We start from the raw sequence: 24,131 nt of genomic DNA, 5'->3' as shown, positions 1-24,131 counted from the left end.
CGGGGGACGAGTCGCAACGAGTGAGGAAAGACCATGACCAACGAAATCCAGCAAGCTGATTTACCAACATCACTTGCTCACGGCGCACCACTTAGCAGCGCCTCATGGGCAGACTTCGTGGCAAGACTACGCCACGACTGTGTGGGTGAAGGCGTACATGACCACTGCACAGCCGACGCCATCTTCAGAGTTGAATCACGCCAGCTCATCTATGGGATAGACAAAGACTACACCGACAAAGTGGCCGTGATTTGCGACGACTCGGTATGGTTTAGCCCGCAAGAATATTGGGATGACTGCGACGATGAACAGCAAGATAACCTGAACAAATTGGCGCAAGAGCTTGAAGGAAAAGACTTTCTCGAATTGAAAGGATTCCGAGCTCAGTGGTACATCCTTGGCGAACTTGATGATCACACGGTTACCGGTTGGGATGACAAGTGGGTTCATGTAAATAGCCACTTCACCAATGATGCGGCCGAAGCGTTTATCAAGCGCAAGCGACATGATCACCAAAAAGGCATCCGGGTATATGTCGACGCCCAGACCCATTGCTGGGAGTACAACACCATCAAGGAAGCCATTCTTAATGGCCGGATCGGCCTGACCGATGAACTGCAACGGGTAAAGGAAGAGCAGGCAGCCCTCATCGAATTCATCAAAGAGACAGCTGATGTTCTTGATGAGCTGAGCAATGAAACGCTGACCTCAAGCCTCAAGGGTGGAGCTGCCGGCGCGGCCTCCGGTCTGCGCAAGGCGGTGGCTCGCCTTTCAGAAGCGTTTTGCGTGGAGAGTGCAGTATGAGCGGCTTCTACCTGCGCGATACCAGAACCAATGTAGGCAGCACCTGCATGTTCTGGGCGCTTAATGGCAATGGCTACACCTCAAACTTGGACAAAGCCCACGTCTACACGCTGGAGGAGGCCCAGCGCCACTTCAATGGGCGCCACACCGATGTTCCGCTCAGCAAAGCGCTGGTCGATGAGCTCGTTACCGTGCGGGTGGATCACCAGTATCTGGATGACAGCATGGCTGGTCTGGCGACAGGCTGCGACCAGTATGTGATTCACTGCTGTATCGGTGATTTCGACGGGAACGACGTCTACTGGAAGGCCCAGAAGGGTTCGACAGTCTGCCTGTCAGATGCGCTGATCCTGACGGCAGAGGAGGTAAGGCATGCTCTGTGGAACGACGCGGTCGCCTTTTACCCGCTTGAGTACGTGAAGTCCATCAGCCGCCGCACATTCCAGGCTCGTAACGTCAACGAGCGCTGCATGATCACCGTTGCCGGGATCCGCAAGCCAAAGCGCCGCCGCGAGCGACCGACAACAGGCCGCACCCGCGGCAACTGCCCTGACTGCGGAAAGGTCACATGGGGACTTAACCCATACGAGGCATACACCTGTGCAGAGGCTGCCAGAGAGAAGTATGGCGCCAGCCACATTGATGACTGCGATGACGCTGCCAGATACAACAAAGCAAGAAAGGAGTTGGCATGAACCACTACGCCAAAGCACTGGCAGAGCTCCAGCTCCAGCCTGACCACGAACTCAAGCAGATCGGCGACCAGTGGCAAACCCCCAAGGCGCTGGCATGGGGCCTGTTCCACCAGTTCGCCCCCACCTTGGGGCCCGTGGTGCTCGATATGTTCGCCGATAACTGCAACGCCTTGGTGCCGAACTACTACGACGCCGAAGACAATGCCCTCTCTCAGGATCTGGCTGCCGACCTGCGCCGCCTCGGGGGCGCGGCCTACGGAAACCCGCCCTACTCCCGCCCCTGCATCGATGGTGAGGGCAACCATATCACCGGGATGGAGCCCATTCTCAACTTCTGCCGCGAGCAGCGGGCACAGGGCGCCAAGATCATGCTGCTCATCAAGGCCGCAACCAGCGAAACATGGTGGCCAGAGGATGCCGACTTCATCCAGTTCATCAGCGGACGCATAGGCTTTGAGGTGCCGAGCTGGTACGTCCCTCGGGATCCGAAGAAGGACAAGCCAAGCTCCAGCGGTTTCGCCTCCGCCGTGGTGATCTTCGATGCCAGCTGGCAGGACGAGCGCCGCCCAGAAGCACGCCTGCGCCGTGACGACCTGATCACCACAGGCCAGATCATCCTCGACATGATCCATCGCCAAGCTGTCGCGCTTAACGAAGAGGCAAGCCGGACTATTGCCAAGCCGATTACCGCTGAGTCCACCATGCTGCAAGACCAGCCGGGCGCCGCCAAGCCGGATGAGTGGGACCGAGCATCCGAGGGTGGTGACCAGACCATCGTGGCCGACGTTTCTCTCACTCCGATGGGTTTTGCGGTGAGCAGACCAATTGACCAGGCACAGATTGAACGCTGCCTGACAGTTGGGTCACATCACCCTGACTATGCCGAGCCTGGCCTATATCTGGTTCGATATGTCGATGAAGTCGCCGAGCTCTCAGATGCAGACCAGAACACTCTGCGCAGCTATCTGAAAGGGTGGTTTGACGAAGGCGAGTCACCGTCCGAGATCTGCTATCGCCTGACACTGGCGGCTGCAAACCTCAAAGCAGGCAAGCAGGTCCATGACGGCTTTGTGTTGCGAGGCCGTACACCGACCCTGCCCCACTGGCAGCGACACCCTGCTGTCAAGGCGGTGATCTACCAGATTGACGATGCCGACATCCTGACACCGGCCAAGACGTCCGAACTGGCAGGCTGGGTCATAGACAACCTGACAACCAGCTTTGATCTGGTGGAGCTTGCAACCGCCAAGGCCGCAGACCTTCTTAGAGCCAATGAAGACCAGTTGTTGCTCTCGCTGGGTACTGGGGAGGCAGCATGATCAAATCAGGTCGCCGTTCAAAAGCAGTAAAGGCCAAAGTGACAGGGGCCCCTCTCAACTTGGAACACGCCATCAACGTAGACCTTTTCGCCGGTGGCGGCGGGGCAAGCACAGGGATCGAGCGAGGTCTTGGCAAACCGGTTCACATCGCGATCAACCACAATCCAAAAGCGCTATCCATGCACCAGGCTAACCACCCTGAGGCTCTGCACCTGCAGGAGGATATATGGGCTGTTGATCCGGTATCCGTTCTGGATGGGCGTTCCATTGGATGGCTGCACGCCAGCCCGGATTGCACCCATCACTCACAAGCAGCAGGCGGACAGCCGCGCAAGCAGGAGATCCGCAGCTTGGCATGGGTTATCACCAAGTGGCTTGCTCTTGGAAAACCTGCCGTACTCTCCATGGAGAACGTAAAGCAGATGCGTAGCTGGGGTCCTCTCATTGCCAAGCGCGATAAGGCAACTGGCCGCGTTATCAAGCTTGTTCAGGTTCAGAACGGGAAGAAAACCAGGATTGAGCAGCAGGTGGCCGAACCCGGTGAGCGCGTTCCGCGCCAACAGCAGTACTTGGTGCCGGATCCCAAGAGGGCTGGCAAAACATGGCGACGCTTTCTGGCCAGCATCGAGCGCATGGGGTATGAGCTTGACCATACCGTCAAGAATGCAGCCGACTACGGTGCGGCGACCAGCCGCCAGCGACTGTACCTGGTTGCCCGCCGAGACGGGGAGTCCGTTTGCTGGCCTGCCCCTACCCATTGCAAGAACCCGGCACCAGGCAGCAACCTCAAGCCGTATCGGGTAACGGCGGATCACATCGACTGGTCTATCCAATGCCCCAGTATCTTCCTCACAAAGGAAGAAGCGAGGGCACAGGGTCTGAACGTCAAACGCCCGCTGGCTGATGCCACGCTGGAGCGCGTGGCGATCGGGGTTATCCGTGAGGTTTTGACCAATCCCAAGCCATTCATCATCGAACTGGCCAACTGGTCAGGGCGTGGCATTGATTCGGTTGATACCCCGCTGCGCACCATCACCGGCTGGCCCAAGGGTGGTTCATTTGCCGTCTGCAATCCGAGTCTGGCCCCTTTGGTGGTTCGCCAATTCGGTAAAGGAGGCGAGCACGGGGTGGATGAGCCTGCTGCGGCCATCATGGCAGGCGGTGGTGGTAAGTCCATGCTGGCTGCGCCTTTGATGGTGCAGGCCAATGGCGGATTCAACACTGTGCCAGCCAGATCAGTGGCTGACCCGTGCAGCACCATCACCTCAAGCGGTAGCCAGCAGCAGCTCGCCTCTGCCTTCATGGTTCACCTGCGCAAGAACCTGCCTCCGAGCACTCCGGAGAGTCAGCTCCCAACCATCGTCTCAGCTGGCCAGCACCATGCCATGGTGCAGACCGTGATGGCGAACCCGGGTGAGTATGGCCTGACACCTGAGCAAGAGGCTGGGGCCCTTCGAGTCAGCGCGTTCTTGATGCGCTACTACTCAAGCGGCGGGCAGTGGGGCTCTGTCACCGAACCGATGCACACAATCACTACCAAGGATCGGCTGGCACTGGTGACCGTGACATGGTGTGGCAACACCTGGGTGATCGTGGATATCGGCCTGCGCATGCTGGTGCCGAAGGAGCTTTATGGTTGCCAGGGAATGCCACGCCACTACATCCATGACCGCGGCCACGACGGCACTCCGCTCTCCATCACCGATCAGGTGCTGATGGTCGGCAACAGCGTCAGCCCGCCACCGATGGCAGCCATTGCGAGAGCAAACAATCCGTACAAACACCTCCAAGTCAGGAGGGCAGCATGACGACCTCCAACAGCCAGAAGCTGATCTGCAGCAAAGGTCTCAAGAAAGACCAAGCCGCAATTGAGGCGCTCAAGCGCCGCCAGCAGAAGCGAGCTGAAATCGAACTCCGCCAGCTGGCCAGCCAGTATGGCATTGACCACAAGGAGATACAGTGATGAGCATCGTGCAGGACGTCGCAGAGTGGATTCACGGCATAGAGGGAGGGGCAATCAGTGCCGATGTGGCCGCCGAGTTCTCCCTCACTGTCACCGAGGCCAGCATTGTGATGGGGCAGGTCCTCAGAGAGTCCCGCTTCACTACCCGGGTTGAGCACTTCTGCATGGTTGGGGATAACGGCCGGGGCCGCCACACTCGCCGCCTCTATGTTGACGTGGTGAAGCCGCCGCAGTGGCGAAAGACCCCAGTGATAGGTACTTGCGGGGATCTGGTGGTCCGGTTCGACAGCGTCACCGACGCAGAGACCAAGGGCGGTTTTGTCAGAGTTGGTATCACCCGCTGCCTTGCCGGCCAGCAGGAGAAACACGGCGGGTACAGCTGGGAAATAGCCACACAAGAAAAGCAAGGGGGTGTTAATGGGTAATCGAATAGGAAAGTTTGCAGTGAGCGGGCACAACTTCAGAACACAGAATTATGAGCTGATACGCGCCATTCAGAGAGATATGGTTGTTTTGGATATTGAGCACAATGTGTTCAAAGATGTGTCGGTATTCACTGCTGAGCATCCTGAATTTCATGAGATAGGTGAAGGCGTAATTCCGCCTACATATGGGGTCGTAGTTGAAGTGGATGGCGATGACAACATGGTCGTTAAATTCACGCGAGGTCCTGATGATGCATAAGTATAGCTACACCCTGAGCGCCGCGACCGAACTTGGCTCTGCACCGGATCGCCTGACCGGTACCATCGAGGCACACCACCCGATGACCCACCAACAGATCAGGCTGGCCGCCATTGATAAGGCCCCAGCCCAGTATCTCAACTTCAACGAGCTGGAGTACCAGGAGATTGAAACGATCACAGATTGAAGGGCTGGCAATTCTGGCTGGCACAGCACTGATACTGGCCACCCTGGCCGTGATGTAACAGATAACAACTGTCCGGGAGGACACGATGAGCACCAAACTCCACCAACGCAATTACCGCGATGATATGGCCCAGGCCATCCTGCAAGAGCAGTCAGGCAACTTTGCCGACGCCGCGCTCTCATACAAGAAGGCCCAGCACCACGCCGCCAGCGCCAATATGCTGAGCAAGGCCAAGTTCGCCATGGCCCGCCGCATTCGCTGCCTCAAGAGCGCCAAAGATCCAGAGTGGCGCCAGGTAAATGATAAGTTCCTGCAACTCCACCAGACTCTGGAGGCTCGCTAATGGCCAGCCGAGGTATCAACAAAGTCATCCTGATCGGCAATCTCGGTCAGGATCCGGAAGTGCGCTACATGCCGAGCGGCGGCGCTGTCACCAACATCACCCTAGCCACCTCTGAAACGTGGCGTGACAAGCAGACAGGGGAGCAGAAGGAGCGCACCGAGTGGCACCGGGTTGTCTTTATGGGCAAGCTGGCAGAAGTCGCTGGCGAGTACCTGAAGAAGGGATCTCAGGTCTATGTGGAAGGCAAGCTGCAGACCCGCAAATGGAAAGACCAGAGCGGCCAGGAGCGCTACACCACCGAGGTGCTGGTCGATAGCTTCACCGGCGTGATGCAGATGCTTGGTGGTAAACCTCAGCAGGGACAGCCGCAACAACCACCAGCATCACAGCCACAGGGTGGATATAGCCGCCCAGCACAGCAGCCGGCACCGCCCGTTTACAACGAGCCGCCGATAGATTTTGACGACAACGATATCCCGTTCTGACGGAGGCATTATGATTGAGCCAATCGAGAAAATTGAACAGAAAGAGCTGCTGGTGATGCTTGGCAAGGGACGGACCGCGCTCTATCACCTGCGTAATAAAGACACCACATTTCCCAAGCCGATCGACCACCAGCCGCTGCGCTGGATCAAGTCACACGTCATGGCGTGGATTGATAGCCACAACCGGAGTGCCACCCACTCCTAACTCGCGCTGGAGGACTGACCACCAAAGCTCATATGCAGCACGTTGGTCCTCCAGCCAGTCATGCTTGTTGTACACCGCCATCACCCCAAGCAATGCATGCCCAAGCATGGTTTCAGTAACGTGCGGGGATACGCCAAGCTCTGACAACCGGGTTGACAGGGTGCGCCTGGCATCATGAATGCGCCAATGGGGGATTCCGAGGTTGCTTCTCAGGCGACTCACCAGCCTGTTGCAAGAATGGATCTCAAGCACGCCTCCATTTTGCCCTGGGAACAAATAATCAGTATCACTCGATGCCATGCTGGCTCGCTCAAAGAGTTGGCGGCCAATGGTGGTTATCGGTCTGCGAATTTCACGCCCAGTTTTACTGATCTCTGCCGGAACGGTCCACACCATCGAGTCAAAATCCAGATCGCCACGCCTGATGTTTCTCGCCTCGGAAAGCCGGCACCCATAAACCAGACATAGCAGGTGGATCACCTTGTTGGCTGTACCGGCGCGGCTGGCCTCAATGGCTCGCCATATCTTGACAACTTCCAACACCGTCAGCACTCTGCTGCCAGTTTTTGGCATTGCCCCTACGTCCCTGGCTCGCAGACTCATCATACAGGGTGGCTTGATTGAACCGCGGCGAATATGCCAGTTGAAGCAGGCCTTCAGCGCGGTGATCACGGCGCGAGTAACACCAGGTGCGCGTTCACTGATGGCGTCAAAGTAAGTCAGCCACATATCCATGGTGATCTGGTTGAGCGGCTTGTCTGGAAGGCGGTTCTTCACCGATGAGAAGGTATACCGATAGTTTTTCTGGGTGCTCTCACGACACTCCCGCATCACGTACTTCTCAAACCACTCATCGAGCAGTTGCACTGGCGTTGGTTCATAACTGACATTGTTACTTTGCGAGGGGCCCGCCTTAAGCTCTGAGGCTTTAATCCTGGCATCCCTGAGCGTTATGGCAGGGTAGCGGCCGATCGTTGTCCTTACCTGCTTTCCGTCTCGCATATGCCGCACCTGAAAGGTGATCAGCCCCTTCGGCGACACCCTCACCCCCAGCCCATCACCGTCAGTGACTTCGCTCTGGCCGGAGTATGGTTTACCATTGACGCCTCGCAGCCAGCTGTCTGTAATTGCCATAGCTCACCCAATAAAATTTTGTACTAACAAAATACCATATTTTGTACTTTGATTTGTACTAATTGGCTAGTGAACATAGGCAGACAGAGACGAACAGCAAAGAATTTATTGGGTGCTCAGATAATGCTGAACACATCATTAAGAACCACATAATCAAAAGCTTAGGCGATAAAATAAGAACACATGAGCACACCCAAGAACCAAGCAACACAGCCAACCTTCTACTTCCACGACTACGAAACCTTCGGCATCAGCCCCGCCAAGGACAGGCCGTCGCAGTTTGCCGGTATTCGTACCGATGCGGATTTCAACATCATTGGCGAGCCGCTGGTCATCTACTGCAAGCCTCCGGCAGACTACCTGCCGGATCCGGAGGCGTGTCTGATTACCGGTATCACGCCGCAAAAGGCGATGAAGGATGGGCTGTGCGAGGCGGATTTCATTCGCCAGATCCACGAGCAGTTCGCCACGCCGAATACCTGTGTGCTTGGCTACAACAGCATCCGCTTCGATGATGAAGTGACCCGTTACACCCTCTATCGCAACTTCTATGACCCCTATGCCTACAGCTGGCAGAACGGTAACTCCCGCTGGGATATCCTCGACATGCTGCGGGCCTGCTACGCCCTGCGCCCGGAGGGAATCGAGTGGGCCTTTGACGATGAGGGCAAACCGAGCTTCCGGCTGGAGAAGCTGACAGTCGCCAATGGCGTGGCCCACGCCAATGCACACGATGCACTCTCCGACGTGCTGGCCACCATCGAGATGGCCAAGCTGGTGAAAAAAGCCCAACCCAAGCTGTTTGGTTATCTCTTTGATCTGCGCAACAAAAACAAGGTGAAGGCGCTGATTGACGTGGTGACCATGAAGCCGCTGGTGCACGTCTCCGGCATGTTCTCCCCCTGGCAGGGTTGTGCAAGCTGGGTCTCGCCACTTGCCTGGCACCCCACCAACCAGAACGCGGTGATCATGGTGGATCTGACCCGTGACCCCACCCCGCTCATTGAACTCTCCAGCGAGGAGATCCGCGAGCGCCTCTACACCAAGAAAGAGGAGCTGGGGGATCTGGCGGGCATTCCGGTGAAACTGGTGCACATCAACAAGTGCCCGGTGCTGGCGCCGGCCGCCACCCTGACGGCGGAACGGGCCGACGAGCTCGGCATCAATCGGGAGCAGTGCCGCAAGAGCCTGGATCTGCTGCGCGCCCACCCCGAGGTGCGGGAAAAACTGGTGGAAGTGTTCAATCAGGAGTTCGCCGGCAGCAATGAGAGCGACCCCGATACCCAGCTCTACGCAGGATTCTTTGGCCATGGCGACAAGTCCACCATGGATCTGGTGCGTGCCACCCCCGCGGATCTGCTGGGTGAGCGGGAGTTCGCCTTTACCGACTCCCGGCTGCCGGAGATGCTGTTCCGCTACCGCGCCCGCAACTGGCCACACACCTTGAGCGAAGCAGAGCAGAAACGCTGGCGCCTGCACTGCAGCGACTACTTCAGCCGCCGTCTGCCGGACTACGTGCCCCGTCTCGAGGCGCTGGCAGAGCAGAACCAGAGTAACGAACGGAACTTTGCGATTCTAAAGAGTCTCTATCACTATCTGGAAGATTTATGAGTTGTGAGTAGTTTCACAATAAATCCTTCCCGTCCATCCCCTTCTTCAGGTCATAATGACGAAGGGGATTTCCCCAAAAACCAATATCTTGCAACATCCTGAGCGGATGTCTCCCAAGCAAGAGATCTCTTTGGCCGAACGGAAGCCATTTGCTGATGCCTCGTCACCACGCACTGCTCGGATTACTGGCACTGCTGCCGCTGGCAGCCAACGCCGCATACCGGTTCGATGTGCCGGACTATCTTGCTCGCCTGCCCGAGCAGACCTATCGCATCGTAGAACAGAACTTCAACACCCTTTATCAGCAGACTGATTTCACACCCCTGATCACCAACAGCTACTTCAACGGCTCCCATCTCTACAAGTTTGTCGGGGTACCGCTGGCCATCAGCGCCCAATCAGGTTTCCAGCTGGAGGTGTTTGGTCAGGTCTATAACCGAGCTTCGCAAGCCTATATGCACCTGAGCGAGGATATGTCCCTCTATCGGGTGATGCGGGTCGATCTGATGGGGAACCCCAATGATCAACTGGCCATCGGTTTTGGTCTGGGGGTGCCCATCACCCCGTTGCTGACCCTCAAGGCGATCGCCTCCGGCAGTGATATCCCGGGCTATGGCTCCGCCAAATACGCCGTCGGTTTTGAGTGGCGTTACTGAAAAACGTGGCTGATAACCGCTGATTGAAACAATTCAGGCTCCGTGATGGAGCCTGAATTGTTTATGGTGACGCTGTGATCAGGTGTAGTGGATCACCCGCCCTTCGCCCCCTTGCAGGGTCACAGCCGTACCGACTGCCTGCCCATGCCAAAAATCGGTTCCCCCTTCCGGCAGCAGAAACTCCTGTGGTTGCCCCTCCCAGTTGAAGAGGCAGAGCAGAGTGCCGCCCTCGGGCAGGCTTACTTCGCCACAGGCAAAGTCCATCGACTCGAAACGGGCAGAGGGCGCCCGGGCAGCGCAAAGCGCCAGCAGCTTGAGCAATTGCGCCGCCAGCTCCTCATCGAGATCTTGCAGTCGATCACCAGCCAGCATCATGCCACCGCTTGCCACCAGCGCTGCCAGATGGAAGCTGTAATCCGTCTTGCTTGCCTGCTGGCTTGGCAGATCCCGCAGGCAAATGCAGTCGGGGTCGAGGGCCCAGAGTTTGTCGTTCTGCCAAGCGCGGCAGAAGGCCTCGCGGGCGATCTGGCGATAGCGGTGGCCATTGCGCTCCACGTCATCGCTCACCCGCATGCCGTGAACCAGACCAAGGCTTGGCCAGATGGGGGCGTTGCAACCGAGCAGGAAAGCCCCTTCACCAGCACCACGCAGGATGGCCGCCATACCGCGTCGATAGGCTTCAACCCGGGTGGCGGCCGGATCGTGGAAACGACCACCGTGGATGGCGCCCCAGAAATTGGCATCTAGCTTGAAGTAGTGGATGCCCCACTGCTCGCGCAGGGTTCGGAACACCTGCTCAAGGTGCGCCTGCACCTCGGGGTGGGTGCCGTCCAGCACATACCAGGGAGTACAACGCCAACCGCCATAGGTGACCCGCTCGGAGGGGAGCGGCAGGCCGTCATCCCCCTTCACAAACCAGTCGGGGTGATCCTGAAACACCTGTGAACCGGGCTCTGCAATAAAGGGAGCGACCCAGAGAGCGGGCTCGCAGCCAGCCTGTTTGATCTCCGCAGCCAATGACGCCACGCCCTGCTCGAACTTGGCCGAAGGAGTGAGCCAGTCGCCCATCTTGGCCTGATAGCCGTCGTCGATCTGCACATAGCGCAGGGCCGGGAAGCGCTCGGCACGCACCTGCAGGTTCTCGCGAATATCGGCAGCGCTCACCTCGGCGTAGTAGTGATACCAGGAGCACCAGCCGCTCGGGCGCTCACTTACCTTGCCGATCAGCGAGCCGTGCTCGACCTCGATCAGTTGTGCCAGCTCGGCCAGCAGATCCTCGCGCTCCGCCCCTTCGAGGCAGATCAGCGCCTCGCTCTGCCAGTGCTCACCGGCGGCAAGTTTTCGCCCTTCGCAGTTCATCAGGATCTGCAAGCGACCATCGGGATAGAGGCGAAACTCCCCGCCAAAACGGTGGCAGCTGGCAAAGGCGAGCAGCAGCCACCCCTTGCCATGCTCCACCAGCAACAGGTTGTGAATGGTGTGGTAGCCATTGTCATCGGTGATGCGATAGACGCTGGCATCGGGGCAACGGCCGACATGTTGTGGTGATTGCCAACTGCCCATAGTCTGGGCCAGCATCTGGAATCCTTCGCCATAGATGGCGCTCTCCACCGGCAGGCCAAGCTTGCCGTCAAACAGCACCCAGCGGTCAACTGATGTGGCATCAGAACCGGTGTTGTCGAGTCGCACCCGGCACAGGGGCCCTTCCCACTGACGGGTTTGCAGCAGATGGGGTGGCAACGCAGTATCGTTCGCCAGCTGGCGAACTCGGGACAAGAGGGATGTCATCACTACTCCTTGTAGTTCGAAAAGGGTTCTATCAGGCACTTTTCAAAAAATGCCAATCAAATCAGCTTCAAACGAACTGATTTCAGTTGTTATTGTTTTAATGCCGCGACCCGGCCTCTCTGGTAAACTGCGATTTTTCTTCCCAGTCGATGAGGTTCACGTGATCGCGCAACGCGCCTTGCTGTACTTTCGTGACTTTATGGTCATCGTCGCCTGCCTGCTGGCAGGCAAATCCGTGGCAGCCATCCTGCCTTTCGCCTTTCCCGGCAGCATCATCGGCATGCTGCTGCTGTTTGTGCTGCTCTCCCTGCAACTGATCAAGCTGCACTGGGTCGAGCTGGGGGCAGGCTTGCTGCTGCGCCACATGGGCGTTTTGTTCGTGCCGGTTGCGGTCGGACTTGTGGCCTGGCTTGAGCCCCTGCGCCAGTCCTTCGGCGTCATCATGCTCTGCATCGTGCTCGGGATCGTGCTGATCCTCGCCACCGTCGGTCGGCTCTACCAGAGGATGAACAAATGATCTTCTGGCTCGCAATTCCCCTGACCCTGGCGCTCTATTTCGCCACCCGCGCCCTCTATCGACGCCTGCCCTGGCCCATCATCAATCCGGTGCTGGTGCCGACCGCGGTGATCATTGGCCTGCTGCTCTGGCTCGATCTGCCCCTTGAGCAGTACGAGCGCGGCAGCAGCCCCATTACCATGCTGCTGGAGCCCGCCGTGGTGGCGCTGGCGCTGCCGCTCTATCAGCAGGCGCGCCAGATCCAGGCCAAGCTCAAGCCCATCCTAATCTGTACCCTCGCCTCCGTCTTGATCTCGGTGTGCACAACCCTGCTGATCGGTCATTTTATGGGCACAGATCCGGCGCTGCTTGCCTCATTGGCGACCAAATCCATCACCACCCCGCTCGCCATGAGCGTCAGCCAGTCCATCGGCGGCATTCCCGCCATTGCGGCCGCAGTGGTGGTGGTGGTAGGGATTGTCGGTGCCCTGATCGGCTACCCGCTGCTCAAACTGTTCAAAGTGACCGACCCGGAAGCGCAAGGGCTCGCCATGGGGGCCTGTGCCCACGCCATCGGCACCGCCACCTCCGCCGAGAAGGGGATCACCCAGGGCGCCTTTGCATCGCTCGCCATGGTGGTGTGCGGGATCCTCACCGCTGCCGTCGCTCCCCTCCTTTTTGCCATCTATCACTGGCTGATCTGATCACCCCATGACCACCTGTTGACCATTCCGGGGGGCCTGCTGGCCTCTCGGGGTGCGACCTGCCGCACAATTTGCACAAGACAAACGTTTCCATTACCATCCCCCTCCGTTTGCCCATCAGGGCGTGAGCCGGCTCACACATTTACCCGAGCTTGCTCCCTACAATGGCCGCCCAATTGGCCTTTGAGGACACACTATGCATCCCCGTTTTGCCAAGCCATTCGATACCCTCTCTGCCCCGCTCAAAGCAGCCGTGCAGCCCATGCTGGATAGTGCCGACTTCAACGCCCGCTTCACGCCGGAGCAAGTCGCCACCCTGAAAGCCGCCACAGGTCTCGATGATCGCGCCCTGCGCCTCGCCCTGTTGCCGCTGGCCGCCGCCTGCTCGGTAGCGCCCATCTCCAAATTTTACGTCGGTGCCATCGCCTGCGGCCTGAGTGGCACCTGGTACTTCGGTGCCAACATGGAGTTTGCTGGGCAAGGTCTGTTCCACTCGGTCCACGCCGAGCAGTCCGCCATCTCCAACGCCTGGCTGGGTGGTGAGACCGGGATCTCTGAAATCACCGTCAACTACACCCCATGCGGCCACTGCCGTCAGTTCATGAACGAGCTGAGCACCGCCAAGATCCTGAAAGTCTCTCTGCCCGATGACCTGAGCGCCCTGCAATCCTTCCTGCCACACTCGTTTGGCCCGGCGGATCTCGACATCACTGATGCGCTGATGAGCCCACAGGATCACGCAGAGCTTGAACTTCAAAGCGAAGACCCGCTGTGGCAGGCCGCGCTGGCCGCCGCCCGTCAAAGCTACGCCCCCTACAGCCAGGGCTATGCCGCGGTGGCGCTGCAATTTGCCGATGGCCGCATCTTCTCTGGCCGCTACGCCGAGAACGCCGCCTTCAACCCCAGTCTGCCACCGATGCAGATGGCCTGCGCCCATGCGGTGCTTAACGGTGAAGATCTCGCCACCATCCGCCGCGCCGTACTGCTGGAGAACAAAAACGGCCAGATCAGCCAGCGTGACTCCGCCCAGTCCACCCTCAAGGCACTGGGCTCGGTCGAGCTGGAGTATCAGGCGGTCTGACCCCGGCTTTGCGCCGATAAACGAAAGCCCCCGCACCTTGGTGCGGGGGCTTTTTACTTGGCCGTTTAATCGGGGGCAGCCCTTGATCTCACTGCTTGGCGCGGTTGATCACCACATCTAACCGGTTGCTGATTAGACCGGTTTTAGCCGCGCCGTGAAGTGGCGAAGCAGCGGCGGCTCGTAGTCAAAGGTGAGCCCGCGAATGTCGCTGGCCCGCGCCTTCATCGCGATCAGGCAGTCGGCCACATAGTCCATGTGATCCCGGGTGTAGACCCGCCGTGGAATGGTGAGCCGCAGCAACTCAAAGTCCGCAGCCTCCTGCTTGCCGGTGGCGGGATCGCGCCCGAGCAGCAGGGAGCCAATCTCCACCCCGCGCACGCCCCCTTCCAGATAGAGCTCGCAGGCGAGCGCATGGGCAGGGAACTGCTCGGCCGGAATATGGGGCAGCAGTTTCTTGGCATCGACAAACACCGCATGACCGCCGGTGGGGGTCTGGATGGGAATGCCCGCCTCGGCCAGCCGCTCGCCGAGATAGGCCACCTGACTGATGCGGTAGGTGAGATACTCCTCATCCATCCCCTCGCGCAGGCCGATGGCGAGCGCCGCCATGTCCCGCCCGGCAAGGCCCCCGTATGTGACAAACCCCTCCATCGCCACGCAGCGCACCTGCACCGCGCGGAACAGGTCGAGATCCTCTTTAAAGCAGCAGAGCCCGCCGATATTGACCAGCCCATCCTTCTTGGCCGACATGGTGAAGATGTCCCCCAGCGCAAACATCTGGCGCACTATCTCCCCGATGCCTGTCTTGGCGTAAGCCGGGTCGCGCGCCTTGATAAACCAGGCGTTCTCGGCGAAGCGGGCGGCGTCGATCACCACCGGAATCTGGTGGCGACGGGCCAGTTCGGAAACCGCCTTCATATTGGCCATGGAGACCGGCTGGCCGCCGGCGCTGTTGCAGGTCACCGTGATGATGATGCCAGCCACGTTATCGGCCCCCAGGGTTTCGATGGTGTCGGTCAGGCGAGGGAGATCAAAATCCCCTTTCCAGGCGTAGGGGGCGGTGGTGTCGAGAGCTTTCGGGGTGAGCAGGTTGATGGCCCGCGCGCCAGCCAACTCCACGTGGGCCTTGGTGGTATCGAAGTGATAGTTGGAGATAAAGACCGGCGCCTTGCCCTTGCAGCGCTTGACCAGCTCGGGGAAGAGGATCTGCTCCGCCCCGCGCCCCTGGTGGGTCGGCATCACATGCTGATAGCCAAAAATCTCGCGCACCGTGCGCTCCAGCTCGACGAAGTTGCGGCTGCCCGCATAGGCCTCATCCCCCATCATGATGCCAGCCCACTGACGGTCGGACATGGCACCGGTGCCGCTGTCGGTCAGCAGGTCGATATAGACATCCTCGGCCAGCAGCAGGAAGGGGTTCCAGCCAGCGGCCTCGAGGGCGGCACGGCGCTCGGCACCAGTGGTCTGTTTGATGGGCTCGACCATCTTGATACGAAACGGCTCGGGTATACGACGCATAAAAGACTCCTCACCGGCGCAAGGCCAGTGTGTTTGAAATCGGAATTGGCAAAGAGGCCGGGGCGATCAGGGTCGTCCGGCTGACAAATTCAAACGGCGGGTGCCGCCAATCAGCGGTGAGGAAAGTCGAAGGTGAGAATGGGATCCCGGGTATACCAGTGGGCGAGCAGGCAAGCAGCCCGGGGCGTAGCTGTCATGATTGGCATCACTCCCCTCCATATCGGTTGTAGACAGTCGGTGGCCAACAAGATCCATTGATGGGTGCTGCCAGCGGGCAGCCTCGCCACGTTAACGGCTGGTTAATTGGCAAACAAGGGGCGCACCGACGGGCTGTGCGCCCGCTCACAAAGTGGGCATCTGCGCGGCAAACTGGCAGTGAGGTTGATCCGCCCGCGCCCCCGGTTCGTTATTCTCCCTACCCACACGCCACATCCCCCATCAGCCAAGGCCGGAAGCCATCATGCATCGCAAACCCCATCTGCCCGAGAAGATCTGCCCCGTCTGCCTGCGCCCCTTCAGCTGGCGCCGCAAGTGGGCACGCAGTTGGGAGGAGGTTCGCTACTGCAGCGAGCGTTGTCGCCACGCTCGTCACAGCAGCCAGCAACCTGAGGGGGAGCGAGTCTGATGGAGCTGCGTCTTGTTCTCGGCGATCAGCTGAATGCCGCTCACAGCTGGTTTCGCACCCCGGATCCGGCGGTTTGCTACCTGATGGCAGAGCTGCGCCAAGAGACCGACTACTGCCACCACCATCGTCAGAAGGTGTTGGCCTTCTTTGCCGCCATGCGCGCCTTCGCGGCGGCACTCAGGAAAGCAGGCCACCGCGTCTGTTACCTGACTCTCGATGAGAGCGCCCACTGGCCCGACTTGCCCAGCCTGCTGGCAGCCCAAATCGCGGCGCATCAGGCCGATAGCTTTGCCTGGCAGAGCCCGGACGAGTGGCGCCTCGCCAGCCAGTTGAAAAGCTGGGCGGCGGGCCTTGCCATCCCTGCTACCGAGGTGGAGAGCGAACATTTTCTCACCCCCCGCGATGGCTGGCAGCGGTATCCTCACAGCCGGATGGAGTTCTTCTACCGCGCCCTGCGAAAGCAATATCAAGTGCTGCTCGATGAGCGCGGCCAACCCCTCGGCGGGCGCTGGAACTTTGATGACGAGAACCGCGCCAAACTGCCGGCGAGCCAGCCGATCCCGGCACCCCTCACCTTTGCCAACGAGGTGAGCGAGATTGATGCCATGCTGACCCGTCACGGGGTCAGTACCATAGGCGAGGCGGATGCCAGCCAACTGCCGTGGCCTATCACAAGACGCCAGAGTCGCGAGCTGCTGGCCCATTTTCTGGCGCACTGCCTGCCGCACTTTGGCCGCTATCAGGATGCCCTGAGCGAGCGGGGCTGGAGCCTGTTTCACAGCCGTCTGTCGTTTTCACTCAACAGCAAGATGCTTCATCCGCTTGAGGTGATCCGCGCCGCCGAATCCCACTGGCAGGCCAATCAGGCCACCATCACGTTGGCGCAGGTGGAGGGGTTTATCCGCCAGATCCTCGGCTGGCGCGAGTTTGTCCGCGCCCTCTACTGGGAGAAGATGCCCGACTACCAGCAGACCAATTTTCTCGGGGCCAACCGGCCGCTGCCCGGTTTCTTCTGGAGTGGCGAAACCAGGATGGCCTGCGTGCGTCACGCCATTCGCCAGTCTCTTGAGCATGGCTACGCCCACCATATCCAGCGGCTGATGGTGACCGGCAACTTTGCCCTGCTGGCAGGGCTTGATCCTGACGAGGTGGATCAGTGGTATCTCGGCATCTATGTGGATGCCATCGAATGGGTGGAGCTGCCCAACACCCGCGGCATGAGCCAGTTTGCCGATGGCGGCCTGATGGGCAGCAAGCCCTACGCCAGTAGCGGCGCCTATCTCGAGCGAATGGGCTACTACTGCAAGGGGTGCCACTATCAGGTCAAAGCCCGCCACGGCGACGGGAGTTGCCCCTTTAACAGCCTCTACTGGCACTTTCTTTGGCGCAACCGGGACAAACTGGGCGGCAATCCCCGCCTCGCCCTCCCCTATGCCAACTGGGATGGCCAAGCCGCCGAACAGCAGCAGGCCATTCTGGCGACGGCGGAGCACTACCTGATCCAGCTGGAGCAGTTGTAAGCGGGCCATGCCCCCTGACACATACCCCTGACAGCAGCACAGCGATTTACGCTGGCAATCAGGCTCACCATCGCACCAAACACCAGCATGTGACAGACAAGCAGACGGAGATCCCAATCCTGCTTAGAGCGGTTGAATATCCTGTGGCGGCTGATTATGGTGGTGGCCACATCAGGAGATCAGTCAAGGAAAGACGATATGGAGATAGTGGTTCTCGGTGGCGGCGTGATTGGGGTAACCAGCGCCTGGTATCTGGCCAAAGCGGGTCACAAAGTAACCCTGCTGGAGCGACAAGGTGGCGTCGCCCTTGAAACCAGCCATGCCAACGCCGGGCAGATATCCCCGGGTTATGCGGCCCCCTGGGCGGCCCCCGGCATTCCCCTCAAGGCCGCCAAGTGGATGCTGCAAAAGCATGCCCCCTTCACCGTGCGCCCCACTGCCGACCCCTTCCAGCTACGCTGGATGCTCAGAATGCTCGCCAACTGCACCCCGACCGCCTATGCCACCAACAAGGGGCGCATGGTGCGTCTGGCCGAATACAGCCGCGACTGCATGAAGCAGCTGCGCGACGAGTTGAGCATCGATTACGAAGGGCGCCAGCTCGGCACACTGCAACTGTTTCGCAGCCAATCCCAACTCGATGCCAGTCAGCGCGATATCGAGGTGCTGGAGGAGTATGGCGTCCCTTACCAGTCGCTGGATGCCAGCGGCTGCGAGGCGGCAGAGCCTGCGCTGGCGCGGGTGCGCGGCAAAATCGTCGGCGGCCTGCGCCTGCCCGGCGACGAGACCGGCGACTGCTTCCGCTTCACCAAGGCCCTTGCCCTTGAAGCCGAGAAGCTCGGGGTCAAGTTCGTCTTCAACTGCGACATCGACGAGATTGAGCAAGCCCGCGGCCGCGCCGTGGCGGTGCGGGCGGGCGAGCAGCGTTATCGCGCCGATGCCATCGTCTGTGCGCTCGGCAGCTATGCCACCGGTTTTTTGCGGCCGCTGCTGCGCCCGCTCGGGCTGGAGCTGCCGGTCTATCCGGTCAAGGGCTACTCCCTCACCCTGCCGATGATCAACGCCGAGGCCGCGCCGCGCAGCACCGTGCTCGACGAGACCTACAAGGTGGCCATCACCCGTTTTGACGAGCGGATCCGGGTCGGCGGCATGGCGGAGCTGTCGGGCTACAACCTCGCCTTGAATCCGAGGCGCCACGACACATTGGCGATGGTGGTCGGCGATCTCTTCCCCGAGGGGGGCGATATCAGCCAAGCCGAGTTTTGGACCGGCCTGCGCCCCATGACACCGGACGGCACCCCGCTGGTGGGGCCGAGCCCCATTCCCAGTCTCTGGCTCAATACCGGCCACGGCACCCTGGGCTGGACCATGGCAGCCGGTTCGGGTCAGCTTCTGTGCGATCTTATCAACGGCAGCGAGCCCGCCATCAGCGATGAGGGGCTCACTCTGGCTCGTTACGGCTAAGCACCTAAGCCGTCGGGCTGTTTCACTCGCCAACTACGCCCAGCAGAGGACGTTCTCAACCGCTTTATTGACAGGCCACCGCCAAAAACGGTGGCCTTTTCGTCTGATGTTGACCTTCTCCCTCCCCGTCTGCCTGAGCGGTGCTCTGGCTGCCGGTTAATGCAGCAAACGGCACAGAATATTGCGCAATTCGACTTGCGCAAGCCGCCACAATCCGTAATGTGGATAGACGCATTTTTCGCAGCGCATATTTTTTAAATGGCCTGTAAACCGCTTGTAAACAGGCGTCGCCAGACAAGCGGTTACGGGTGTCATCCCAAGTTTCTTTAGCAGCAATCCAGGGTAGGACATTATGAAAAAAGTAGGTTTGGTCGGTTGGCGTGGCATGGTGGGATCGGTTCTGATGAGCCGGATGCAGGAAGAGCAGGATTTCGCCCATATTCAACCCACATTCTTCACCACCTCCCAGGCCGGTGAGGCCGCTCCCAACTTCGGCGTCGATGCCGGTACTCTGCAGGACGCCTTCGATATCGAGGCGCTGGCCAGGCAGGATATCATCATCACAGCGCAAGGCGGCGACTACACCAAGGATGTCTATCCGCGCCTGAAAGCCGCCGGCTGGCAGGGTTACTGGATTGACGCCGCCTCCTCCCTGCGGATGGAGAAAGATGCCGTCATCATTCTGGATCCGGTCAACGGCGATGTCATCGAGCAGGCCCTGAACGATGGCATCAAGACCTTCGTCGGCGGCAACTGCACCGTCAGCCTGATGCTGCTGGCCCTCGGTGGCCTGTTCAAGGCCGATCTGGTGGAGTGGGTGAGCGTGGCTACCTATCAGGCTGCCTCCGGTGGCGGTGCCCGCCATATGCGCGAGCTGGTTACCCAGATGGGGATGCTGCGGGATGAAGTGGCGGTCGAGCTGGCCGACCCCGCCTCCGCCATCCTCGACATCGAGCGCAAGATCACCGAGAAGACCCGCTCCGGCACCCTGCCGGTAGACAACTTCGGCGTGCCGCTGGCCGGTGGCCTTATCCCCTGGATCGACACCAAGCTCGACAACGGCCAGAGCCGTGAAGAGTGGAAGGGTCAGGCAGAGACCAACAAGATTTTGGGTATCGAAAACGCCGTTATTCCGGTGGATGGTCTGTGCGTGCGGATCGGCGCCCTGCGCTGCCACAGCCAGGCCTTCACCATCAAGCTGAAAAAAGATGTGCCGCTGGCGGAGATCGAAGCGCTGCTGGCTGCCCACAACGACTGGGTAAAAGTGATCCCCAACGATCGCGATATCACCGCTCGAGAGCTGACTCCGGCTGCCGTTACCGGCACCCTCAGCATTCCGGTGGGTCGTCTGCGCAAACTCAATATGGGCCCTGAGTATCTGGCTGCCTTTACCGTGGGTGACCAGCTGCTGTGGGGTGCCGCCGAGCCGCTGCGCCGCATGCTGCGTATCCTGCTGGCGCGCTAATCCGCCACAGCAGCAGATACAACAAGGGCGGGGAGTCACACTCCCCGCCCTTTTTATTGCCAGTTTTTATAAGCCCTTTAGCAGGCTCTCACTCTTGCAGTCACTTAAAGCAGAATGCGCTGACAGCCGCTGTAGATCTCGGCCCGCCCGGGGCGGCAAAAACCCACCAGGGTGAGCCCGGTCTGCTCGGCCCGCTCGACCGCCAGTTCGGTGGCGGCGGAGATGGCGAGCAAGATCTCCACCCCGGCGCTGGCGCACTTTTGCACCATCTCGAAGCTGGCGCGGCTGGTCACCAGAATGGCGCCATCCCGCCGACCGCTGCGTTGCAGATGACCCACCAGCTTGTCCAGCGCAATATGGCGCCCCACATCCTCGCGAATGGCGAGAATGTTGCCTTCCCCGTCCAGATGCACCGCCGCATGGGTGGCGCCGGTGCGCTGGCCCAGCAGCTGGAGCGGGCGCAGCGCGCTCAGCACCTTGTCGATATGCCCTACCGCCAGACGCTGGCTGTCGGGCAAGCTTGGTTGGGTGCGGATCACCTGCTCCAGACTCTCGCTGCCACAGATGCCGCAACCGGTGCGCCCCGCCATGGTGCGCCGCTTCTCTTTGAGGCGATGGACGCAGCGATTGGCCAACGTGATATGCAGCTCAATCCCCTGACAGCCGTCGATCTGCTCGATATCGTGGATATCGAGCAGGCTGTCGATGATCCCCTCGGATAGCGAAAACCCGATGGCGAAATCCTCCAGATCGGAGGCCGAGCACATCATCACGCTGTGGGCGATGCCGTTGTAGACCAGCGCCACCGGCGTCTCGGAGGGGAGCGCCATTTCGCTGTCGCAGGTCAGCGCATCGGCGCGGTAGTGCACCACCTCGCGATGGATGGCGCAGCGGGCCAGTTCGTTCTGTTCGCTCTGTTCTCTCTGCTCGCTAAGCTCGCTCCGCGCCTCAAGCTCTATGGCCTCTCTCATGGTGCGACCCCGTCAATGATCTCGGGATCTCGGGCTGAAATACCGAGCCGCTTCATTTTCGAAAGCAAGGTGGTGCGCTTCATACCGAGGCGGTTGGCTGCCCCCCGCTCGCCAGCCACGATGCCGTTGCAGTCGCGCAGGGCCGCGATGATCGCCTCGCGCTCATCGGTCGGCCCCTCCTCGGCAAAGAGCGGCGTGGCGGGCTCGTCATACACCAGGGTCTCAATCTTGTGATAACCCTTGAGTGGCATCAGCTCATCGGGCGAGAGGTTGAGCACATGGCCGCGGGTCATCACCACGGCGCGCTCGATGACGTTCTCCAGCTCGCGGATATTGCCGTACCATGGGAGTGACACCAGCATTTTCATGGCATCGGCGGGGATCGAGGTGATGGTGCGGCGCATCCGCTTGGCAATCTTCTTGATGAAGAAGTTGACCAGCAGCGGAATATCCTCGCGCAGCGGCGGCAGCTCGATGGGAAAGACATTGAGGCGGTAGTAGAGATCGCTTCGAAAGCGCTTGTTCTTGACCATGGAGAGCAGATCGCAGTTGGTGGCGGCCACCAGCCGCACATCCACCGCTATTGGGTTGCTGTTGCCGACCCGCTCCAGCTCGTGCTCCTGCAATACCCGCAAGAGTTTGGGCTGCAAGTCCAGCGGCATATCCCCCACTTCGTCGAGGAACAGGGTGCCCTTGTGGGCCCGCTCGAAGCGGCCGATACGCTGGGTCAGGGCACCGGTAAAGGCCCCCTTCTCGTGGCCAAACAGATCGCTCTCGATAAGGCCGGTGGGGATGGCGGCGCAGTTCACCTTTACCATCTCGTGGTCGTGGCGGGCACTCAGGGCGTGAATGGCCTGGGCGATCAGCTCCTTGCCGGTACCGGTCTCGCCGAGGATCAGCACCGTGCTGTCGCTCTCGGCCACCAGCCGCACCTTCTCCAGCACGCTCTCCATCACCGCGCTCTGGTAGATGATGTGGGGGAACTCCCCCTGCATCTGCGGCTCGTTGATGCGAATGGTCTTCTCGCGGGCCCCCGTGGTGTTGGAGATCTCCTGCTGGGCCTGCACGTTGTTCATGGCAATGGCGGTGCGTGCCGCCACCTGCTCCAGCAGAGAGATATCGATATCGGCAAAGAAGTCGGCGTTGGGGTGCGAGAGGATCAACACCCCCAGCAGGTTGCCCCGATAGCGCAGCGGCAAAATGCAGGAGCTGTCGGCCTCGGGCGGCAGGATCTGGGAGGTAAAGCGGCAGCGATTGCTGCAACCGTGACCATGTTCGCGATAGACAAAAAACGGCTCGCTGTGGCCAAGGGCCCCCTGCAGGCACTTCTTTTCGAAACAGGAGTGATCGATGATGCCCGGCTGCTCGCTCTGGTGCTGATTGACCAGATAGCTTTTGAAGCTGTCGGAGGTGGCGTTGTACTCCGCCAGACACAAGCTGCTGATGCCGAAGTGGTGGTGCAGGATGGCAAACAGACTCTTGGGCAGCTCGGCGATGCGCACCAGTTTGATCACCGCGTTGGTCACATCCACCAGAATTTTGCAGCTGTCGCGCTCAAGGCGCAGGGAGTTGGCCTGCTCCAGGGTGCGCTCCTTGTCGAGCACGTTCTCCAGCGCAATGGCGATAATGGCCGCCAGCTGGGTCAGTTTGGCAAGGGTCTCCATGGTGAAGCTGTCGAGCTGGGTGTTGATAAACTCGACTCCACCCAAGTGGCTGCGGGCGGTGGTGATGGGGAGCTGGCAGTAGGAGCGCAGCCCCCCGTAGACCCCTTCGTCGTCCAGAGCCGGGCAGCGATTCTCAAAGCGGGCGGCAGCGAGAATGATGGCCTGTTCCGAGGTCTCTTTGGTAGGACGGGGGGAGAGGTGCAGCTCTGCCTTGGGGCAGACCAGATGCTTTGGGCCGGAATGTCCCATGAAGTAGAAAATGGCCTCCTCGTCCGCACCCATGTTGAGGATCAGGTTGACCCGGGTCACGCCGCCGAAGCTGGCATCTATCTTGTTGAGTTTGTGGATAAAATCATCGAGCGTCACGGCCGACAGGAGGGATTTGGAGAGCAGGAGGAAACCGTCGTCCCAGATGGGAGAGATCTCGTCCAGGGGGATGGCACTCACATTTAGCATTGCGGCCTCACGTTATATCGATTTAGTCACCAGTCAGGCTGTCCATGCCATCGCATCACGACAAGCATCCGTCACCAAAATAAATAGCCGCAGCCCGTAAAAGCGGCTGCCAATAAGAAAAGCGATGACGAAAATTGTCGCATGTTGCAATTCCAGAGTTGTTATTAACGAACGACAACAAAAAGTAACATCGTTATCGGGGGATATATTGGAATGGCGACTCATCATAGATGAGCTCAAATTTCATTACAATCCGATTTAATATATCTGATGGCCATATTTAACCGGTTATT

General features: G+C 59.7%; 25 protein-coding genes. 20 read left to right on the top strand and 5 right to left on the bottom strand.

What is annotated here, in order from left to right:
- Positions 1–33 precede the first annotated feature (33 nt).
- The 11 genes from OKB77_RS07000 (at position 34) to OKB77_RS06950 (ending at position 6,685) form a co-directional block, all read left to right on the top strand.
- On the top strand, positions 34–804 hold the full coding sequence (locus OKB77_RS07000) for a hypothetical protein (protein ID WP_270817257.1): 771 nt from the start codon (positions 34–36) through the stop codon (positions 802–804).
- Positions 801–1,499, top strand: a complete 699-nt coding sequence (locus OKB77_RS06995) for a hypothetical protein (RefSeq protein WP_270817256.1) — start codon at positions 801–803, stop codon at positions 1,497–1,499. The genes OKB77_RS07000 and OKB77_RS06995 overlap by 4 nt, the downstream gene beginning before the upstream one ends.
- Entirely contained in the window at positions 1,496–2,818 is a 1,323-nt protein-coding gene (locus OKB77_RS06990) for a phage N-6-adenine-methyltransferase (protein WP_270817255.1), read from the top strand. Before OKB77_RS06995 ends, OKB77_RS06990 begins: the two co-directional genes overlap by 4 nt.
- Complete coding sequence (locus OKB77_RS06985; RefSeq protein ID WP_270817254.1) at positions 2,815–4,626, top strand: DNA cytosine methyltransferase; 1,812 nt, start codon at positions 2,815–2,817, stop codon at positions 4,624–4,626. Before OKB77_RS06990 ends, OKB77_RS06985 begins: the two co-directional genes overlap by 4 nt.
- Positions 4,623–4,781, top strand: a complete 159-nt coding sequence (locus OKB77_RS06980) for a hypothetical protein (RefSeq protein WP_270817253.1) — start codon at positions 4,623–4,625, stop codon at positions 4,779–4,781. Before OKB77_RS06985 ends, OKB77_RS06980 begins: the two co-directional genes overlap by 4 nt.
- The gene (locus OKB77_RS06975; RefSeq protein WP_270817252.1) at positions 4,781–5,206 is read left to right on the top strand and encodes a hypothetical protein; all 426 of its coding nucleotides are present in this window, start codon (positions 4,781–4,783) and stop codon (positions 5,204–5,206) included. Before OKB77_RS06980 ends, OKB77_RS06975 begins: the two co-directional genes overlap by 1 nt.
- Positions 5,199–5,465, top strand: coding sequence for a hypothetical protein (locus tag OKB77_RS06970; protein ID WP_270817251.1), 267 nt, complete (start codon positions 5,199–5,201; stop codon positions 5,463–5,465). Before OKB77_RS06975 ends, OKB77_RS06970 begins: the two co-directional genes overlap by 8 nt.
- A complete protein-coding gene (locus OKB77_RS06965; protein ID WP_270817250.1) occupies positions 5,455–5,652 on the top strand; it encodes a hypothetical protein in 198 nt (65 codons plus the stop codon). The genes OKB77_RS06970 and OKB77_RS06965 overlap by 11 nt, the downstream gene beginning before the upstream one ends.
- 85 nt (positions 5,653–5,737) lie before the next feature.
- The gene (locus tag OKB77_RS06960; protein ID WP_270817249.1) at positions 5,738–5,995 is read left to right on the top strand and encodes a hypothetical protein; all 258 of its coding nucleotides are present in this window, start codon (positions 5,738–5,740) and stop codon (positions 5,993–5,995) included.
- A complete protein-coding gene (gene ssb / locus OKB77_RS06955; protein WP_270817248.1) occupies positions 5,995–6,480 on the top strand; it encodes a single-stranded DNA-binding protein in 486 nt (161 codons plus the stop codon). Before OKB77_RS06960 ends, ssb begins: the two co-directional genes overlap by 1 nt.
- A 10-nt stretch (positions 6,481–6,490) precedes the next feature.
- Positions 6,491–6,685: a helix-turn-helix transcriptional regulator gene (locus tag OKB77_RS06950; RefSeq protein WP_270817247.1), complete on the top strand. Its 195-nt coding sequence runs from the start codon at positions 6,491–6,493 to the stop codon at positions 6,683–6,685.
- Here the strand turns inward: OKB77_RS06950 and OKB77_RS06945 are convergent.
- On the bottom strand, positions 6,632–7,819 hold the full coding sequence (locus tag OKB77_RS06945) for a tyrosine-type recombinase/integrase (RefSeq protein ID WP_270817246.1): 1,188 nt from the start codon (positions 7,817–7,819) through the stop codon (positions 6,632–6,634). The genes OKB77_RS06950 and OKB77_RS06945 overlap by 54 nt on opposite strands.
- Positions 7,820–8,002: 183 nt before the next feature.
- Here OKB77_RS06945 and sbcB point away from each other — a divergent pair, with 183 nt between their 5' ends.
- Both sbcB and OKB77_RS06935 read left to right on the top strand, forming a co-directional pair.
- Positions 8,003–9,430 (top strand): exodeoxyribonuclease I, encoded by a 1,428-nt coding sequence (gene sbcB / locus OKB77_RS06940; protein WP_270817245.1) that lies wholly within the window; start codon positions 8,003–8,005, stop codon positions 9,428–9,430.
- A 155-nt stretch (positions 9,431–9,585) separates the two neighbouring features.
- A complete protein-coding gene (locus OKB77_RS06935; RefSeq protein ID WP_005360277.1) occupies positions 9,586–10,086 on the top strand; it encodes a hypothetical protein in 501 nt (166 codons plus the stop codon).
- 78 nt (positions 10,087–10,164) lie between these two features.
- On the opposite strand, the gene OKB77_RS06930 is transcribed toward OKB77_RS06935, so the two are convergent.
- Positions 10,165–11,874, bottom strand: coding sequence for a glycoside hydrolase family 36 protein (locus OKB77_RS06930; RefSeq protein WP_270817243.1), 1,710 nt, complete (start codon positions 11,872–11,874; stop codon positions 10,165–10,167).
- Between the two features lie 160 nt (positions 11,875–12,034).
- Between OKB77_RS06930 and OKB77_RS06925 the strand changes: the two genes are divergently transcribed.
- The 3 genes from OKB77_RS06925 to cdd all read left to right on the top strand — a co-directional run bounded on the left by OKB77_RS06925 (position 12,035) and on the right by cdd (position 14,155).
- Positions 12,035–12,391 carry a CidA/LrgA family protein gene (locus OKB77_RS06925; protein ID WP_005333279.1) on the top strand — a complete coding sequence of 119 codons (357 nt, stop codon included), beginning with the start codon at positions 12,035–12,037 and terminating at the stop codon, positions 12,389–12,391.
- Entirely contained in the window at positions 12,388–13,074 is a 687-nt protein-coding gene (locus OKB77_RS06920; protein ID WP_123172994.1) for an LrgB family protein, read from the top strand. The genes OKB77_RS06925 and OKB77_RS06920 overlap by 4 nt, the downstream gene beginning before the upstream one ends.
- 196 nt (positions 13,075–13,270) lie before the next feature.
- Positions 13,271–14,155: a cytidine deaminase gene (gene cdd / locus OKB77_RS06915; protein ID WP_005333283.1), complete on the top strand. Its 885-nt coding sequence runs from the start codon at positions 13,271–13,273 to the stop codon at positions 14,153–14,155.
- A 132-nt stretch (positions 14,156–14,287) separates the two neighbouring features.
- Here the strand turns inward: cdd and OKB77_RS06910 are convergent, their stop codons facing one another.
- Positions 14,288–15,673: a tryptophanase gene (locus tag OKB77_RS06910; protein ID WP_270817242.1), complete on the bottom strand. Its 1,386-nt coding sequence runs from the start codon at positions 15,671–15,673 to the stop codon at positions 14,288–14,290.
- A gap of 460 nt (positions 15,674–16,133) precedes the next feature.
- On the opposite strand from OKB77_RS06910, the gene OKB77_RS06905 reads away from it, so the two are divergent.
- From OKB77_RS06905 to asd, 4 genes are all read left to right on the top strand, one after another.
- The gene (locus OKB77_RS06905; RefSeq protein WP_139462686.1) at positions 16,134–16,298 is read left to right on the top strand and encodes a DUF2256 domain-containing protein; all 165 of its coding nucleotides are present in this window, start codon (positions 16,134–16,136) and stop codon (positions 16,296–16,298) included.
- Entirely contained in the window at positions 16,298–17,818 is a 1,521-nt protein-coding gene (locus OKB77_RS06900; protein ID WP_270817241.1) for a cryptochrome/photolyase family protein, read from the top strand. The genes OKB77_RS06905 and OKB77_RS06900 overlap by 1 nt, the downstream gene beginning before the upstream one ends.
- A 156-nt stretch (positions 17,819–17,974) precedes the next feature.
- A complete protein-coding gene (locus OKB77_RS06895; protein ID WP_333563155.1) occupies positions 17,975–19,282 on the top strand; it encodes a D-amino acid dehydrogenase in 1,308 nt (435 codons plus the stop codon).
- A 352-nt stretch (positions 19,283–19,634) separates the two neighbouring features.
- A complete protein-coding gene (gene asd, locus OKB77_RS06890) occupies positions 19,635–20,747 on the top strand; it encodes an aspartate-semialdehyde dehydrogenase (protein WP_040065702.1) in 1,113 nt (370 codons plus the stop codon).
- Positions 20,748–20,851: 104 nt separating this feature from the next.
- On the opposite strand, the gene fdhD is transcribed toward asd, so the two are convergent.
- Together fdhD and OKB77_RS06880 are read right to left on the bottom strand one after the other, a co-directional pair.
- Complete coding sequence (gene fdhD, locus OKB77_RS06885; protein WP_254127540.1) at positions 20,852–21,718, bottom strand: formate dehydrogenase accessory sulfurtransferase FdhD; 867 nt, start codon at positions 21,716–21,718, stop codon at positions 20,852–20,854.
- Positions 21,715–23,838 carry a sigma 54-interacting transcriptional regulator gene (locus OKB77_RS06880; RefSeq protein WP_270817239.1) on the bottom strand — a complete coding sequence of 708 codons (2,124 nt, stop codon included), beginning with the start codon at positions 23,836–23,838 and terminating at the stop codon, positions 21,715–21,717. Before OKB77_RS06880 ends, fdhD begins: the two co-directional genes overlap by 4 nt.
- Between the last annotated feature and the right edge of the window lie 293 nt (positions 23,839–24,131).

The organism is Aeromonas sp. Y318-3, from assembly GCF_027706185.1.
In the GTDB taxonomy this organism is placed as follows: domain Bacteria; phylum Pseudomonadota; class Gammaproteobacteria; order Enterobacterales; family Aeromonadaceae; genus Aeromonas; species Aeromonas veronii.
This window is presented reverse-complemented; position numbering and strand designations above follow the sequence as displayed.